We start from the raw sequence: 16515 nt of genomic DNA, 5'->3' as shown, positions 1-16515 counted from the left end.
ACGATTCCTCTATGCTGACGATTTGAAAGCCGCCGGGCCGAACGCCCGGCGAATGCCCGCTTCGCGTCGTCCCTTACTGCTTGCCGTTCTTCGTCGCCCAGGCGGCCAGCTGCTTGTTCTGCTCTTCCGTGATCTTGTCGATGCCGGCCTTCTTCAAGGCGCTCAAAAATTTGGGGAGCTGAACCGCCGGATCGACGGTTCCCGTCTCCAGAGGAATGGCATACTCCGCCCGGACCGCGCTTACCGCCGCGACTTCGGTCTTCAAGCTCGAATCGTCGAAGTGGAAGTCGTTGAGCACCGGAATTTCGGCCTCCTCGTTCAGCTTCTTCGTCTGCTCGAACACGTCCGCCGGCTGCCCGGGCCGCACGAGTCCGTTGAACTGGTTGCCAAACACCCAGTCGATGGAAGGAGCGTACGTCGAACCGTCGACCGGCTGGTACAAGCCGTCGGAAGTCAGCGTGTAGTGCTTGCCTTCGATGCCGTAGCTGAGCAAACCGTACAGCTCCTTGTCGGTATTGACCCGCTCGAGCAGCATGAGCGCGCGTTCGGGGTTTTTGGACGTGATGCTGATCGCGTTCATGGACGTGGTCACGCCGGTGAACGTCGGCTCGGTAATCCGCTGCCGTACGACCTCGTTGCCGCCGTTCTTGGGCGGATAAGACGCCTCGCCGCCCGGCTTGAACGTGACGTCGGTCATGACGGCGATATTGCCTTGGGCCGTCAATTGGTTGAAATCCTTGACCGTAGCCAGATCCGAATAGATGTAGCCTTTCTTGTACCAATCGTGCATCAGGTCCAAATAGGCCTTATATTGCGGAGTCTCCTCCCGGACAAGAGATTGGTACGGGTCGCTCGCTTCGTACGTGATGCCGGAAGCGTTCTTGAGATCGGAGTCGGTCGGCCCGTTATTGCCCGGTTGGAAGGCGAACGGAATGACGCCGGGCTCGTTTTTCTTGAGCGTCTCCAGGAACGGCTCCAGGTCTTCCGGCTTCTTGACGGTCGTGATATCGAAATTGTACTTGTCGACGAACCGCTTCTGGAACACGTACCCGAACGCCGTGGCGGCGACCTGGTAGCTGGGAATGGCATAAATTTTCCCGTCGGTATCCGCTTTCACGTTCTCCCAGAACCGTTCCGGCATCATCTCCGTGAAGGTTTGGGGAGCATACTTGGGCAGCAGGTCGTCGAGGGCGAGGAAGGCGCCCTTCTTCACATTCTCGTTATACTTCAGCAGCCAGGATGCCGTCGTCCAGACGATGTCCATCGGCTCGCCCGACGAGATGGCCACGTTCATTTTCTGATCGTAGCTGCCGAAATCGACCGGCTTCAGATGAAGCGTGACGTTCAAATCCGTATGTTCTTTCAAATATTGATTGACCGCGTCCTCCACATCCTGCTGACCCGGCTGCTGCTGGCTGGTGCCGTAATACCACGTCAGATCGACCGGCGGAAGCTCGGCGCCGGTCTGGCTTGCGCCGCCGGATGCCGAAGGACTGCCGGAAGCCGACGGGCTGCCGGCCGAGCCGGCGGACGGCGAAGCGGCCGGCGCATTCGAGTTGTCGTTCTGGCTGCATCCCGTCGCGAGCAGCATTGCCGCCGCGGCCGCGGCCATCCATTTCATCGTTGTCGTCTTTCTCGTTCTCAACGGTTAAACCTCCCCAAGATTCCTTCTATCAGAATATAATAAAACGGAACCCGCGCGGTACCCCTCTTCCCCTCTCCCTCCTCTCGCGCGCGATTCCGGCATTGCCCGCGATTGTTCATCCTTTCAGCGAACCGACCGTCAACCCTTGGACGAAATAACGCTGGAAGAACGGAAACACCACCATCATCGGCCCCGCCGCCAGCACGACCATCGCCATGCGGACGGACATCGTCGGGAACTTCGACACGTCGAGCCCGCCGATGCCGAATTTGTCCAGGTTTTGCGTAATGACCTCCATGCTGCTCAGCATCCTTACGAGAAGCAGCTGAAGCGGGACCAGCTTCTGGCTGTCGATGAACAGGAGGGCGTTCAGCCAGTCGTTCCAGTGCCAGAACGCGATGAGCAGCCCCATCGTCGCAAGCGCCGGCGTGGACAGCGGAATGACAACCGTAAAGAAGATCCGCCACTCCCCCGCCCCGTCCATTTTCGCCGACTCGATGATCTCCATCGGGATTTTCGCCAGAAAGCCCTTCAGCACCATGACGTTCCAGGCGCTCAGCATGCCCGGCAGAATCATCGCCCAGATCGTGTCCTTCAGATGGAGATATTGCGTCATCAGAATGTAATAGGGGATAAGTCCCCCGCTGAACAGCATCGTAAAAAAGACATAGAAGCTCGTAACCCTGCGATAGCCGTAGTCCGGTCGGGAGATGGCGTACGCGATCATCGCGGTAACCAGAAGGCCCGAGACGGTGCCGATGACGGTGACCGCCGCCGTGACGCCGTAGGATCGCACGATAATGGAAGGCACTTTGAAAATGTACTCGTAAGCCGTAAAGACGAGCCGGTCCGGAACGAACCGGTATCCGTTCTGGATCAGGTCGGCTTCTCCGGTCAGAGAGATGATGACGACGAGCGCGAACGGCGCCAGCATGAGCAGGCTCAGCAGGATAAAGATGAGGTTGACGACTCGCGTCTCGGTTGGATTCGAATTCATGGCTTCACTCCTAGAACAATGCGTTGTCTTCGTTGAATTTGCGCACGGCGTAATTGGCGAGCAGCACGAGAACGAACCCGACCGTCGACTGGTAGAAGCCGGCCGCGGACGACATCCCGAAGTCGCCCAATTCCCTCAGCGCGCGGAATACGTAGGTGTCGATGATGTCCGTCGTCGGAATCGCGAACGAAGAGTCGTTCGGCACGAAATAGTGCAAGCCGAAATCCCCCCGGAACATGTTGCCGACGGACAGAATGAGCATGATCGTGACCAGCGGCATGAGCAGCGGAATCGTAATTTTCCTGGCCATCTGGAAGCCCGTCGCCCCGTCGATGCGCGCCGCCTCGTAATAATCCTGGTTGATCCCCATGATGCCTGCGAAATAAATGAGCGTTCCGAAGCCGATGCTCTTCCATTCATGGGCTACGACCAGCACGTAAGGCCAGGGCGCCTTCTCGAAGTACCAATTGCGGCCCGGCAGGCCGACGGACTCGAGCGCCCGGTTCAGGAACCCCGCCGAGTTGTCGAGGAAAGCCAAGGCGATGTAGCCGGCGACGACCCACGATACGAAGTACGGCAGGAACAGCACCGTCTGGTGCACTTTGACCCAATGGCGGCCAAGCCGGCTCATCAGAATGGCCAGCGCCAGTCCGACCGCCGTGCCGATCACGATGAAGGAAAGGTTGTATAGCACGGTGTTCCGCGTAATTCTCCAGGCGTTGTCCGAAGCGAACAGAAATTCGAAATTTTTCAGGCCGATCCATTCGCTTCCCAGAATGCCTTTGTCGTAGCGATAGTTTTTGAACGCGATCACGATGCCGAACATCGGAACGTACGCGAACACGAGCAGGTAAAGCACCCCCGGCAGCGACAGCCCGAACAGCCCCGCGTTCCGTTTGAAGCGGCCCCTTCTTCGCCCGAACGTCCGCTTCTCCGTCCGGACGTCCGTGCGGGACGGAGCCGTCTTGTCGAACATGCCGTTCTCTTTCATCTCGTCCACCCTCCCGATTGAAGCTCTTGCGGCTCCTACCCGTATTGTGGTTCGGAACGGGAAGCGGCGGAAGTCCAAAATCCCGGTTCGATTCCGATCTCGAGTCCAAAATCCCGGAATCGGTCTCAAATCCGTCCTAGCGCCCTGCATGAACGGAACAAATTCCCCGAAAGCGACGCAAAGCTCTGCAGCTGATTCCGATTCCTTTTGGGGGAGCCCCCGGTCATCCCTAGGAAACGGTGTTGCACAATTTCCCAAACAACAAAAAAGACAGCTCTTCCGAGAGGGAAGGGCTGTCTTCTCCGACTTGGGCGACGAGAGCTACGGAGCCAGACTTCTCTTGATCCGGTATTCCTTTGGGGTCGTCCCGTATTTGTTTTTAAACAGCCGGAAAAAGTTGCTCCGCGTGCCGAACCCGACTTTCTCGATCAGCGCGTTGACGGTGTAGTCGTCGTTCTCCAAAAAACGGACAGCGTGCCGAAGCCTGACCTCGTTCAAATATTCCGCGACCGCGATCCCTTGATGCTTCTTGAACAGCCTGCCGATGAAATCCGGCGACAGCTTCATCATATCCCCGATCCTCTGCAGGCTCAGGTTCGTATCGGGGTAATGCTGCTCGATGATTTCCCGGATCGCGTCGACGAGCACTTCGGCGCGCTCCTGCTCGGGGCTCCCCTTGTTCTCGCCGAGCTCGTCGTAAACGCCGAGCAGGACGGTCTTCATCCGTTCGAGCGAGCCGCTGCCGAGCAGCTTCTGGTGAATGTCCGACAATCCGGCCGGCAGCGGCACGAGACGGACGTCGTTCATCTCCTTGATCGCGTTCTTGACGAGCAGGAACACGTGCAGCACCATGTACACGATATGATCGTGGTGAAGGGTCGCGATGTGGGCGAAAATTTTGTCCAATGCCTGCGCGAACGCCTCTCGCTGGCCCGACTTCACGCACTCGGCCAGCTTCTTCTCCCATTCGGGCGGAAGAGCGGCTTCGGCGTTGGCCATATTCGGCGCAATGGTCGCGGAATCGACGATCGACTGCGGGCCGAAGACGAGCGTGTAACGCATATATTGCTGGACGAGCCGGTAATGCTCGGACAAGCCGCGGCTTCCGGATATCTCGTCGCTGATCGCGGCGGACACCGTCACCCGATAAAGTCCGCCCATCGCCTTCTGAACGATTCGGACGGCTTCCGGCAGCTCCGCGAGCGCGATGCCCTTCGCGGAATCCGGGCTGACCGCCGCCGCCAGCTCGTTTCTCCATTCGAACGTCTCGCAGCCGTAGCGTTCGGAGAGCAATTCTTGCGCGATGTTCGCAAGCGCAAACTGCAGCAGGCGGCGTTCCTTGTCCGGCTCCCCGTCGCGCTCGAGCGCGTCCAGCTTCAGGACGCAGAGACGGTACGGGCCTTCGGGGGCCAGAGCCAATCCGTGCTGCCGGATCAGTTCCGCCGCCTGGTCTTCCGTCATGGAGCCGTCCGTCACGAGCTTGCGGACGGAGTACGAGCGGACGATGCTCCGGGTCGACCGCTGCTCATTCCGGACGGTCTCGAGGCGGCGAAGCGTGTGCTCGTAGACGCTCGACATGTAGACGAGTTCGTCGCCGCTCTCCAGGCGAGGCTCGGCCTCTCCGCCGGCGTCGCGCCGGAAGAAGCCGACGAGCTTCTCGATCGGCCGGTAGAGGCGATGAGATAAACCCAACGTAGCAAACAGGGCGAACACGATGAAAACGGCGGTCAGCAAAATCATCGTATCTTGGAGCGAAGCCGCCCGCTTGGCCAGCGTCTCGTACGGCAGCACGCTGATGAGCGTCCAATCGTTAACGCCGGTGTCCAAATAGTTGACGACCTTCTTGCCCCCGTCGATCGTAGACGTGAACGAGCCTTCCCCCGCTTCCGCCGATCGGCTCAATCGCTGCATCACGGCGTCTTTTACTTGGCCGGGGAGCGGAGCGGCCGCGCCGTCCGGCGTCAGGATGCGCCCTCCCTTCTCCATCAGGAACAGGCTCTCGTTCTCCTGCCAGGCCAGCCGGTTGATCGACTGAATGTTGTCGAACAGCCATTGCGGCTTGATGTTCAGAATGAAGACATTTTCTCCCGGCCGGTAGTTAATCGCTTCATAATTGAAGATCGTGAACAAATCCGCGCGGTCCGAATTCGTCCCCAGGCTCATCGGCATCATCTTGAGCTTCGGCACCGGCCCGTCTCCGCCAAATATCGCCCGCAGGTTCGCGTAGATCGGCGCGTTCCGGTCCTGCACGGACGGGTCGCCGCCCCAAATAAAGCTGTCGGTCTTCGCGTTGTAAATCAGGATGGAATGGATGAAAGACGTATAGTCGGCGAACTTGTCGATGCGGGACCTCTTGACGAGAGTGTCGAACAGGTCGGTATCGTCCGCCGCCGTCATGAGGGGGACGACGTCGTTGTCGTAGTACAGCGACGTCGCGAGCTTCTGGACGACATCGTTCATGTAGCCGATATTGAACTTCATCTGCGACAGCACTTTCCGGTCCGCTTCCTTCTGCATGCCGCGCACGATCTTCTCCGAGTTGTAGTACAGCGCGGCGGAGAATACGATCAGCAGGAGCAGCACCAGCAGGGAAAAGCTGAGCGCAAGCCGCTGGAGGTACTTCTTCGATCGATAAGGCAGAATCCAATTCATCCGGTTATCCCTCGCTTTATTCGGCCGCAAGCCTCCTTTCTATTCTATTGGAATTACGGGCAAAAGAAAACGCTTCATCCGCCGGACCGGGCCCGGAATTTGCCCGCGCTGACGTCGGCGTACTCCTTGAACCGCTTGTAGCACATTTTTCACCCCTCAAAAAAACGAAACCCATCAAGAGGCTGCAGCGTTTTCATCCTGGAGGCGTATCCTCCATGCTCTCTGCGACTCTTTGCTCTTCCGATATCCCGCTCGCTCTGGGCTGTGCCGTCTCCATGCACCTTTTTCCGCCTTTCTATCGCAATCCCGTTCGCTCAGGCGATGTGGCCTTGTGCTCCGCTAATCCTGCACATCTTCGATATCCCACTCGCTCAGGAAAAATCATTTCGTACCTGTATGCTGCAGGACTGATGCCGATTCTGCAGGAAAACGAGAAAGAGAGAGCGCAAGAAACCTGAGCAAACGGGATTGCGGCATAATCAGATTGAGAATTCCAACACAGAGAGAAATGGGGCGGCAAATCGTCCCTGAGCGAGAGGGATTCCGAATGTAAGGAACGAATGACGACCATAGAAATAGAAAAAACCAGGCATCTCCCGCAGCCGAAGCTTTTGGAAATGCCTGGTTAAATTAGCACTGCTTATGAGGCGCTACGGTTAGGGCCGATCTCCGCCGGAGCTGCCGGTATCCGGCCGGCGGGCGGCGCCTTCGAAGCGCTGCCCGTCTTCGGGGCGCGGCCGATTCGGCTTGCCGCCGTGAAAGCTGCCGCCGCGCCGCCGGTTCTTGCCGGCCCAACGGCCGCCGCCGGCACCGCCGCCGCCCGCGCTCCCGCCGCCGCGAGAAGCGTGACCGCCCTCGCCGGCATAGGACGGCGAAGGCTGCGGCGCTTGCGCCGGCGAGGAGCCGCCGGACTGCTGCGCCTGGCGGCCCTGCCGCTCTCCGTACCCGTCACGTGCCGCCGGATACGGAGACGAACCGCCGCGCGGCGAGTCTCCGCCGCCGCCCGGCCCGCGATCCTGGCGGCCGCCGTTCCGCGGCCCGGGGCCGCCGCTATGGTGCGGCCGACGGTCGCGCCCTTGGGCGCTTCCGTCGCCGCGCGAGCGCCCTCCGCCGAAGCCGTGCCCGCCGGCTTCATGCGAAGACCGTCCGCCCGGCGAATCCGGCCGGACGGTCGCTCCCCCTTGCGCCGCGGCGGCTGCGGCGCGGCGTTCCGCGCCCTCCGACACCGCGCGCGCCACCGCGGAAGGGCTTGTCCCGGGCACGCGCCCGCCCGGGCGTTCCTTGAGCGGCCACCGCAGCAGCATGCCCGTCGGGCTTGCCGCCATCGCGGCCGCGACGGCTTCGGCCATCGAGAGCGCCGCCGGAGCCGCTTCGTCGTCGTCCGCCGGCTCGTCGCCTTCCTTCCGAGCTCCGATCGCCGCGTCCTCCGCCACGATCTTCGTTCCTTCCGGCACCGAGCCCAGATCGGTTTTCTCCAGGACGAAGTAAGCGCACCCGAAATTGCAGTATTCGTTGATATATTCGCTCAAGCTCGAAATGACCGAGTCCTTGGCCGCCTTCGGCTGCTGATTGCGAAAAAAACCGCGAAGCCGCAGCTGGTTATAACCCCAATCGCCGACGATATAATCGTAGCGTTCCAACACCTCGCTGAAGCGTTCCCGAAACGCTTCGGGATTCCAACCGTTCTTATGTTCGTGCACCAGCGAGTATGCATTGCCTCCTGCCATGTAGATCACGAATGGTTTCTCCTCCCGAATGTCGCTTCGATATCCGCCTTCCGCGCAGAAAGCGCCGGCCGCTTGATCTCCGCGGATCACGGCGCCGCCCGAGCCGGCCGGCTCACACCGTGGCCGTTGCGTGCGCTGCGGCGGACTGCACCTGCTCGTGCGCATGGTACGAGCTGCGGACGAGGGGCGCCGACTCCACGTGGGAGAAGCCCTTCGCCAGCCCGTCCTTCTTGAGCTGCGCGAATTCGTCCGGATGGACGTAACGCACCACGTTCAGGTGAGACGAAGTCGGCTGCAAATATTGGCCGAGCGTTAAAATATTGACATCCTCTTCCCGCAAATCGTCCATCGTCCGATGAATCTCTTCCATCGTCTCGCCGAGTCCCAGCATTATGCTCGACTTGGTCGGGATGTCGGGCGCCATTTCTTTCGCCCTGCGCAGCAGTTCCATGGTCCGGCGATACTTCGCCTTGGCGCGAACCCGGTCGGACAGCCGCTCGACCGTCTCGACGTTGTGGTTCAGAATGTCCGGTTTCGCGTCCATCACCGTCTTGAGCGCATCCCAATTGCCCATAAAATCCGGAATGAGCACTTCCACGCTGCAAAGCGGCAGTTTGGCGCGGATCGCCTTGATCGTGGCGGCAAAAATCGAAGCGCCGCCGTCCTTCAGATCGTCCCGGGCGACCGAAGTGACGACGCAGTGGCGCAAATTCATCTGCACCGCCGCGTCCGCCACGCGCTCCGGTTCCTGCAGGTCGAGCTCCGTCGGCAAGCCGGTCTTGACCGCGCAGAAGCGGCAAGCCCGCGTGCAGATGTCGCCCAATATCATAAAGGTGGCCGTTCGGTTGGCCCAGCATTCAAAAATGTTCGGACAGCGCGCTTCCTCGCAAACGGTATGGAGCGTCTTGCTCCGCATCATATCCTTGATTTCCCGGTAGTTGTCGCCGGTCGTCAGCTTTACTTTGAGCCATTCCGGCTTTTTCGGCTTGGAGCCCGTCGTCATCGCTTTCCCCCGCTTTCTGTCCCCCTTATTATAGCAGGTTTCACATAAAAACCAATGATCTGCGAACCCTAAACCCATACGGACAAGGAGGAATGCCCGTGCAACGGCAACGGTGGACACAAGTCATACGGCCGAAGCTGCTGAGATGGATCTCCGCTCTGGCCGCCGCGGAACTGCTCGTGACCGGCGCGTTCTTCGCGGCCGAACCGGTCCGGGCGGCTCCGGCCCAGAAGCAGGAAGAGCTCCGTACGCTGAAGCAAATTTACGATCGCGTCAGCCTGACGACCGGCTTGTCCTGGCAAGCCGTCGCGGCATTGGACCGATACGAGAGCACGCTCACGCGCGCCCATCCGAAAACTCGCCCGCTGCGCGAAGGCGCGGCCGTCGGCGTGTTCATCGACGAGAAGCGCTGGGCGGGGCCCCTCAACCCCGATCCGTCCGATTCGAACCCGGTCTCGATCCGCGTCTTTCGCGGCATCGGGCAGGACGGCGACGGAGACGGCAAAGCCGACCGCGGCAACGACATCGATCTGCTGTATTCCCTGGCCAGCGAAGTGCGGAGATTCGGCACGTTCTCCGACGACTTCGCCATCGGCCTGTGGGAATACTACCAGAACACCCGGGCGGTCCAACGCGTTCTCCAGTTCACGAAAATTTACCATGCCTTCGGTAAACTGGATTTGTCCCATCACGTGTTTCCGATTCCCGTCGGCAGTTCGTACGCTTACCGTAGCACTTGGGGCAACAGCCGAGGCTGGGGAGGCGTACGCATCCACGAAGGCACCGACATTTTCGCCAACTACGGCGTTCCGGTCCGCAGCACTTCCTTCGGCATCGTCGAAGTGAAAGGCTGGAATCCTTACGGCGGCTGGAGAATCGGCATCCGCGACACCGACAACCTGTATCATTATTACGCCCATCTATCCGGGTTCGAAAAATCGCTGCAGCCGAACGATGTCGTCAAACCGGGCCAGGTCATCGGCTGGGTCGGCAGCTCGGGGTACGGCCGCCCGGGAACCCAAGGAAAGTTCCCGCCGCATCTGCACTACGGCGTGTACCGCGACCGCGGCTTGGTGGAATGGGCGTTCGACCCGTATCCGATGCTGCGGCGGTGGGAGCGGGACGAACTGAAGGCGCTCAAGGTGCACAAGTAATTCGGCGAAAAGAAAGGAGTCCCGCCGCTTGATTCTTCAAGCGCGGGGCTCCTTCTCTTCATTTGGCCTCGGCAGCCAGAACCTCCTCGATCTCCTCGCGCCGCGGAATCGACGCCTGGGCTCCTTTTCGCGTCACCGTAATCGACGATGCCGCGGTCGCGAAGGCAAGCGCCTCCGCCGGGGGCCGTCCTTCCGCGGCAGCGGCCGCGAACGCTCCGATAAACGTGTCTCCCGCCGCCGTGGTGTCGACGGCGCGGACTTTTCTCGCCGGCGTGAAGAGCCCGTCTTCGTCCGCTCCCGATTCGGCGTAATAAGAGCCTTTGCTGCCGAGCGTCACGAGCACGCCGCCTGCGCCCCGGGCGATCAGCTCCGCCGCCGCACGCCGGGCATCGGAAGCGTCCGCCACCGGAATGCCGCTCAGGCCCTCGGCCTCCGTCTCGTTGACGACCAGCAGGTCGACGAGCGTATACGCCTCCGCCGGAATCGGCCGTACCGGCGCCGGGTTGTAGATCACCTTCGCCCCGGCCTGCCGGGCCAGCTTCATGGCATGGACGTTCGCTTCCCACGGAATCTCGTTCTGCAAAATGATCGCGGAAGCTCCGGCAAGCCGTTCCTCGCCAACGTCCTCCGGCGTCACTTGGCCGTTGCTTCCCTCGGATAGAATAATCTCGTTCTCCCCTGCGTCAGACACCGTAATGAACGCCAGGCCGGAAGTTCCGTCCTTGGCGAGCACGCCGTCGGTCCCGACGCCCCGCTCCCGCAGCGAGTCGAGCAGCGGCTGGGCGAACGAGTCCCGTCCCACCGCGCCGATCATCTCCACGCCGCCTCCCGCGAGCGACGCCGCCACCGCCTGGTTGGCGCCTTTTCCTCCCGGCAGAAATTCCACGCCCCGTCCGTGAACGGTCTCCCCCGGCTTCGGAAATTCCGCGACGTGGTTGACCAGGTCCATGTTTATGCTTCCAAGGACAACGATTCGGCTCATTATGCCAGCTCCCCTTCGCAATATGCCGTTTTTCCTATCATGTGCCCGAGCGGACAATCTGGCAAGGCCTCTCCGTGAAAAAATGAAGTTATCGTACCATCCAGCCTCCGTCGACGCATAGCACATGGCCGTTCATATAGTCGGAGGCGGCCGAAGCCAGAAAGACGGCCGGACCGACCAGATCCTGGTCGGAGCCCCAGCGGCCGGCCGGAATTCGCTCGAGAATTTGCCGGCTGCGGTTCGGGTCGTTGCGCAGCGCTTCGGTATTGTCGGTGCTCATGTAGCCCGGGGCGATCGCGTTCACCTGCACGCCTTTGGGCGCCCATTCGTTCGCGAGCGCCTTGGTCAGCCCGGCGACCGCGTGCTTGCTCGCGGTATAGCCGGGAACGGTGATGCCTCCCTGGAACGAGAGCATGGAGGCGATATTGATGATTTTGCCGCTTCCTTGCCCGATCATCAAGCGTCCCGCCAGCTGACTTAGGACGAACACCGAGTTCAGGTTCACGTCGATCACCTCCTGCCAATCGACGTAGGAATGTTCGGCGGCCGGCGTGCGACGGATGATACCGGCATTGTTGAGCAGAATATCGAGACGTCCGAAGGCGGACACCGTCTCATCGATAACTCCCGGCAGGCGGGAGCGGTCTCTCACGTCCGCTTGCACGATGATTGCACGGCGGCCCAGCGCTTCGATGCGCGCCTTCGTCTCCTCGCCGGGCGTCCGGTTCGTGACCAGCGCGACGTCGGCGCCTGCCTCCGCCAGGCCGACGGCTATCGCCCGCCCGAGGCCGCGCCCCGCTCCCGTCACGATCGCCTTTTTGCCGGATAAATCAAAGAGCCCTTTCAATTTTCACCGAACCTCCTTCGTATTTCCGAGCCGTCTTCGGATCCAGCCCGGCATCGGTGATCAAAACGTCCACGTCGCTCAGCTGCGCGAACGTCAGCAGCGCCGCACGGCCGAACTTCGAATGGTCCGCGACGCAGTAGATTTCCTTGGCGCTGGCCATATACGCCTTTTTCAGCCCGATCAATTCGCCGGTGAACACGGTCAAGCCGTACTTCTTGTGAATGCCCGTAGCCGAGAGGAACAGCTTCTGCACGTTCAACTTGCCCAGCCAATCCAGGGCCTCGTTGCCGATAAGCACGTTGCGCTCTCGATAACCGCCGGGCACGACCAGGCGTATATGTTCCTTGCCGATCAGCTCCTGCATGATCAGCAGATCGTTGGAAGCACCGTCAGAGGCTCGTTGGGCAGCCGCCGCGCAATCTCCAGCGTCGTGCTGCCCGCGTCCAGCGCGATGATGTCGCCGGATTCGATATGCTTCAGCACCCGCTCGGCGATCGCTTCCTTCTCGCTGCGATGCTTCGTGTTCGGTATCTGCAGCGGGAGCATCGGCTCCGCTTCTTCCGCCGGGGGCACCGCTCCTCCGTGCGTGCGGCGAAGCAGGCCTTTCTCCTCCAGCTTCTCCAGATCCTCGCGGATCGTCTTGGGCGTAACTCCGAACTGCTCGCTCAGCCCGGAGACCTGAACGGAGCCGTCCTGCAGGAGCAGGTCCAGAATGCGCCGGTGTCTGGCGGCGGCTAGCATGATGCCTAAATCCTCCTTTTGACGCTCCCTGTCGGAGAGCCGTCTTCGATACGCTTACTTTAACCCGGCGGGAGGCACGACGTCCATGTCTTTGAACGTATAGTTCTCGCCGGCCATCGACCAGACGAACGCATAGTTGCTCGTGCCGACGCCCGAATGGATCGACCACGGAGGAGAGATGATTGCCTGCTCGTTGGCGACGACCAGGTGGCGCGTCTCGTCCGGCTCTCCCATCATGTGAAACACGCGGGCACCTTCGTTCAGATCGAAGTACAGGTACGCTTCCATCCGACGGTCATGCACATGGGACGGCATCGTGTTCCAGACGCTGCCCGGCTTAAGCACCGTAATGCCCATCATGAGCTGACAAGAATGGATGCCGCCTTCATGAACGATCTGATTCAGCTCGCGCTCGTTGGACGTTGCCTGGGAGCCGAGATACTGGGTGTTCGCTTCTTGGATCGGCGCCTTCCGCGTCGGATATGGCGCATGAGCGAGCGCAGAGCAGAAATAAAGCTTCGCCGGCCGCGAGGCGTCCTTGCTCTCCAGCTTCAAGTTCCGGACGCCTTTGCCGACGTAAAGCGTATCCAGCTTCTGCAGCTCATGGCGCTCGCCGTCCGCGGTGACGACGGCTTCGCCGCCGATGTTGACGAAGCCGACCTCGCGGCGCTCAAGGAAATATTCCGTACGCAGCATCTCCGGCGCTTCAAGCGTCAACGCCTCCTTCACCGGTTGAGCTCCGCCGACGATCATGCGGTCTTCATGCGTGTAGACCATATGAACGCGGTCGGATTCGAACAGCTTCTCGATCAGGTAATGCTGTCGCAGTTGCGCCGTATCATATCGCTTGGCATCGAACGGATTCGTAGAATGGCGGATTTCCATAAATGGGGCCTCCTCGTTCGTTTAAGTTCGAAAACATTTTAACATACCAAAACGAACGAAAACGAACCTTATTTGACGCAAATCTTCTCCTCTTTTAGGAGGTTCGCCCTTCAGATTCCGCCGAAAAAACAAAAAACGCCCGGATCGGGCGTTCTCCTGGTTCACTCACTCTCCCGTATTCGACTCGCTCCCGCCGCTCGGTGTCTGCTGCACCGGGGGCAAGGCGATCGACGGCGCCTGATCGGCGCTATTGCCGACCGGATTCCCTTTCCCATCGTAGTAATAGGCGGGTACGTCGCCCACCACCATCATGTAGGACAGCGGAATATCCGTCTCCAGCGTCGTAAAATCCTGATCGAACGGGACGAGCACGGCAATCTCGGTTTTGATATGAACGTAAACTTCCACCAGCACCGTGTTGATGCCCTCGCTCGACTGCTTCGTCCGCACTTCCGCCTGCACGGCGCTGGCCGGATGGAAATGGACGGCGACGCTGGGCCCGATCGACGAAATAAACGGACTGTTGAGCGCGTGGCCGATCGGAACGCGGGCGTACAAATCCGCCTGCTTCTCCAGCGTCTGCTCCACGATCTGAATGGTCTTCGCCGTGATCCGGGTCTGCTCCTGGTAATCGATAAACGCGCCCGTCACTTTGCCGTCCGAGCTCGTCTTCCACTGAATCATCTTGCTGCTGTCCGCTCCGAAATTCGCTTGATCCATCATCGCCTGGTTAACGGCTTCCGTCGCCATCTGGGTCATTCGCACCTTCGCCAAAAACATGAGCGGATCGCGCAAATATTTGTCCAGCCAAAAAAAAGATTGAAACGTGGCGAAAATGCTGAGCAGTACGATAATGAGCCAGAAGTGGCTTCTCTTCATTCGCCTCCGAGGCCGGATGGTCCAGCCATACGTGCCGGAACCGCCTCCGATCCGCGACTTGGCCGGGCGCTTGCGCCCGCGAGCGACGAAGCCGGTGCTCCGGGGAGCCGGCATCCGCATCCGCGGAGTCCATCCCCGTGAAGCTCGAAAGCCACGGCTTCGGTTTCGCGCCGGAAGCGCCCATTTCCACCGTAAGACAAGCGGTTTTCCCCATCTGCGTCGCAATTTCGATCCCCCCTGTCCGCGAAAAGCGGGCCCTGCTCGGCCAACAGAGCCTTCTCCATGCTTATGCGGACTTGGGACAAAAAAGAAGAGCCGGCGCCGAGATCCGAAGCTTAACGACTTCCTGTCCCCGAATTTAAGCGCGAAATAAATCAGGCTTGCGAATCATTCCTCCAGGTTGCTGAGACTTCGGAATCAATTTTACGCCGGGCCCCTTCGCCTTCCCGCTGCCGATCGTCTGCATATCAACCCAAGTAATGGGGTTCCCGGAGAGACGAAACAGCCTTGTCCCATCTGCCGTTCAGGAGTATGGGACTGCATCGCAAGTCCGTCATTCGGGCGTGTGGGACATTTGCCCTTGCAGGAGGAAAAATCCCCCTTGGCATCCAACGGGCCCCTAAGGTGCTTCCAGAATGTTTATTGTACAGTAGCCTTTGGGAACTTCTCCAACCCTAAACTTGGAAAAGGATGTGTGTCAACGCGATGAAAAAAAGATGGGCTGCGTCGCTTCTCGCCCTGTCCATTCTCGGCTCCGGCGTCGCGGCCACGGCGGTTCAGCCCCAATCCGCTTCCGCCCAGGAAATCTACGCGACCAACGGCCATCTGTTCGTGAACACGGCCCTGTCCTATGTCGGCAAAGTAACCTATCGCTTCGGAGTGCGGGACCCGGCTCATTTGGTGTTCGACTGCTCTTCGTTTACCCAGTTTGTTTTCAAGCAGCACGGCATTTCGATCCCGTGGGGTTCGGCAGCGCAAACTCGCTTTGGCATTCCCGTCAACCGCAAGTCCGATCTCGCGATCGGCGACCTGGTCATGTTCAGCGTCAACACGCCGGGACAGATCAACCACGTAGGCATTTACATAGGCAACGGCCGGTTCGTCAGCAACACCAAAAGCTCGGGCGTCACGATCTCGAGCCTGAACTCCGGCTATTGGGGCAGCCGGTTCATCACCGGACGCCATTATTGATCCTTCGTCGGCTTGACGTTCAAGCGAAACTTCCGTTTGTCACGTTGGAGCGCAACCAACCAAGAAACTGCCAGGGCGTGTCTGCGGGCCCCTGGCGGTCTCTTTTTTCTCCTTCACGCCGAAATCCCCTTCGCTCAGGAATGCACCGGCTGCCTTCTCACACCTGAAAGGTATTCTCTTTTTCTCTAGCATGGGGGCATCACCGTTGATATCCTTTTCGCCGCTTATATTCGAAATCCCCTTCGCTCAGGTAAACTCCAATATTCATCCGGGACATCTCTTTGGACAAACAGCTCAGCGCAAAACCGTTTTATTTTAGGATGCAAGCTAAGCCATTGTCCAGCGAAAAATTTCTTCAGCGCAGATGCTTATCCGGCTGCCGTTCTATGCGTTGAACCAGCGGTGCGAACAGGCCTTCCTGCACGCCCTGCCGCCTTCCGGATCAGCACCGGATAAGAGAGAGGAGGCGTCGCCGAACACCATCTGAGCAAATCTCCGAACACGGATCGGTTTTGGCGATTCCGAATGTAGCAGTAATGGTTCAAGTACGCCTGAAGATGCTTCGGTCCGATGCCCCGGAAGACCTGAGTCAGCCACGATTCTGCTTCCCTTACGATTTTCAACAGCTCGAGATGGCGATCCGAATGGATTCGCCGGGTATAACGGATGCCTCTTCTTGAAGAAGGGGCTACATGCGCTTCAACAAAAGGCGACGGATCGGGCGAGGCGAAACGGCCTCTGAGCAGACGCTTGTCCTGGTGAACGATCTTCACCCGGCCCGGTCGGCCCTTGTCGTCCTCCGATGCGCCGATGAGCACCGA

At 59.9% G+C, this 16515-nt stretch carries 12 protein-coding genes and 2 pseudogenes; 2 read left to right on the top strand and 12 right to left on the bottom strand.

Going from position 1 to position 16515, the window contains the following annotated elements; all coding sequences use genetic code 11:
* Positions 1-73 precede the first annotated feature (73 nt).
* The 6 genes from H7C18_RS33970 to lipA form a co-directional block, all read right to left on the bottom strand.
* On the bottom strand, positions 74-1645 hold the full coding sequence (locus tag H7C18_RS33970; protein ID WP_185133575.1) for an ABC transporter substrate-binding protein: 1572 nt from the start codon (positions 1643-1645) through the stop codon (positions 74-76).
* Positions 1646-1760: 115 nt separating this feature from the next.
* Positions 1761-2642 carry a carbohydrate ABC transporter permease gene (locus H7C18_RS33965; RefSeq protein WP_185133574.1) on the bottom strand — a complete coding sequence of 294 codons (882 nt, stop codon included), beginning with the start codon at positions 2640-2642 and terminating at the stop codon, positions 1761-1763.
* A gap of 10 nt (positions 2643-2652) precedes the next feature.
* Positions 2653-3633 carry an ABC transporter permease gene (locus tag H7C18_RS33960; RefSeq protein WP_185133573.1) on the bottom strand — a complete coding sequence of 327 codons (981 nt, stop codon included), beginning with the start codon at positions 3631-3633 and terminating at the stop codon, positions 2653-2655.
* Between the two features lie 321 nt (positions 3634-3954).
* Positions 3955-6285: a helix-turn-helix domain-containing protein gene (locus tag H7C18_RS33955; protein ID WP_185133572.1), complete on the bottom strand. Its 2331-nt coding sequence runs from the start codon at positions 6283-6285 to the stop codon at positions 3955-3957.
* Positions 6286-6941: 656 nt separating this feature from the next.
* Positions 6942-8012, bottom strand: a complete 1071-nt coding sequence (locus tag H7C18_RS33950; protein ID WP_202887775.1) for a YutD family protein — start codon at positions 8010-8012, stop codon at positions 6942-6944.
* Positions 8013-8124: 112 nt separating this feature from the next.
* On the bottom strand, positions 8125-9015 hold the full coding sequence (lipA, locus tag H7C18_RS33945) for a lipoyl synthase (RefSeq protein ID WP_185133571.1): 891 nt from the start codon (positions 9013-9015) through the stop codon (positions 8125-8127).
* A 98-nt stretch (positions 9016-9113) separates the two neighbouring features.
* Here lipA and H7C18_RS33940 point away from each other — a divergent pair, with 98 nt between their 5' ends.
* Entirely contained in the window at positions 9114-10169 is a 1056-nt protein-coding gene (locus tag H7C18_RS33940) for a M23 family metallopeptidase (protein WP_337914077.1), read from the top strand.
* 58 nt (positions 10170-10227) lie between these two features.
* Here the strand turns inward: H7C18_RS33940 and rbsK are convergent, their stop codons facing one another.
* The 5 genes and pseudogenes from rbsK to yunB all read right to left on the bottom strand — a co-directional run bounded on the left by rbsK (position 10228) and on the right by yunB (position 14623).
* A complete protein-coding gene (gene rbsK, locus H7C18_RS33935) occupies positions 10228-11151 on the bottom strand; it encodes a ribokinase (protein ID WP_185133569.1) in 924 nt (307 codons plus the stop codon).
* An 88-nt stretch (positions 11152-11239) separates the two neighbouring features.
* Entirely contained in the window at positions 11240-11998 is a 759-nt protein-coding gene (kduD, locus tag H7C18_RS33930; protein ID WP_185133568.1) for a 2-dehydro-3-deoxy-D-gluconate 5-dehydrogenase KduD, read from the bottom strand.
* Positions 11982-12739, bottom strand: a pseudogene (locus H7C18_RS33925) (DeoR/GlpR family DNA-binding transcription regulator). The gene kduD and the pseudogene H7C18_RS33925 overlap by 17 nt, the downstream one beginning before the upstream one ends.
* Positions 12740-12793: 54 nt before the next feature.
* The gene (gene kduI / locus H7C18_RS33920) at positions 12794-13624 is read right to left on the bottom strand and encodes a 5-dehydro-4-deoxy-D-glucuronate isomerase (protein WP_185133567.1); all 831 of its coding nucleotides are present in this window, start codon (positions 13622-13624) and stop codon (positions 12794-12796) included.
* Between the two features lie 165 nt (positions 13625-13789).
* A complete protein-coding gene (gene yunB, locus H7C18_RS33915; RefSeq protein WP_185133566.1) occupies positions 13790-14623 on the bottom strand; it encodes a sporulation protein YunB in 834 nt (277 codons plus the stop codon).
* Positions 14624-15208: 585 nt separating this feature from the next.
* Between yunB and H7C18_RS33910 the strand changes: the two genes are divergently transcribed.
* A complete protein-coding gene (locus tag H7C18_RS33910; protein ID WP_185133565.1) occupies positions 15209-15694 on the top strand; it encodes a C40 family peptidase in 486 nt (161 codons plus the stop codon).
* Positions 15695-16062: 368 nt separating this feature from the next.
* Here the strand turns inward: H7C18_RS33910 and H7C18_RS33905 are convergent.
* A pseudogene (locus H7C18_RS33905) lies at positions 16063-16515 on the bottom strand (hypothetical protein); the annotation flags it as partial.

The sequence above is a fragment of the Cohnella zeiphila genome (assembly GCF_014212055.1).
Taxonomy (GTDB): domain Bacteria; phylum Bacillota; class Bacilli; order Paenibacillales; family Paenibacillaceae; genus Cohnella; species Cohnella zeiphila.
The sequence above is the reverse complement of the archived record's forward strand: the minus strand, read 5'-3'. Positions and strand labels throughout refer to the sequence as shown.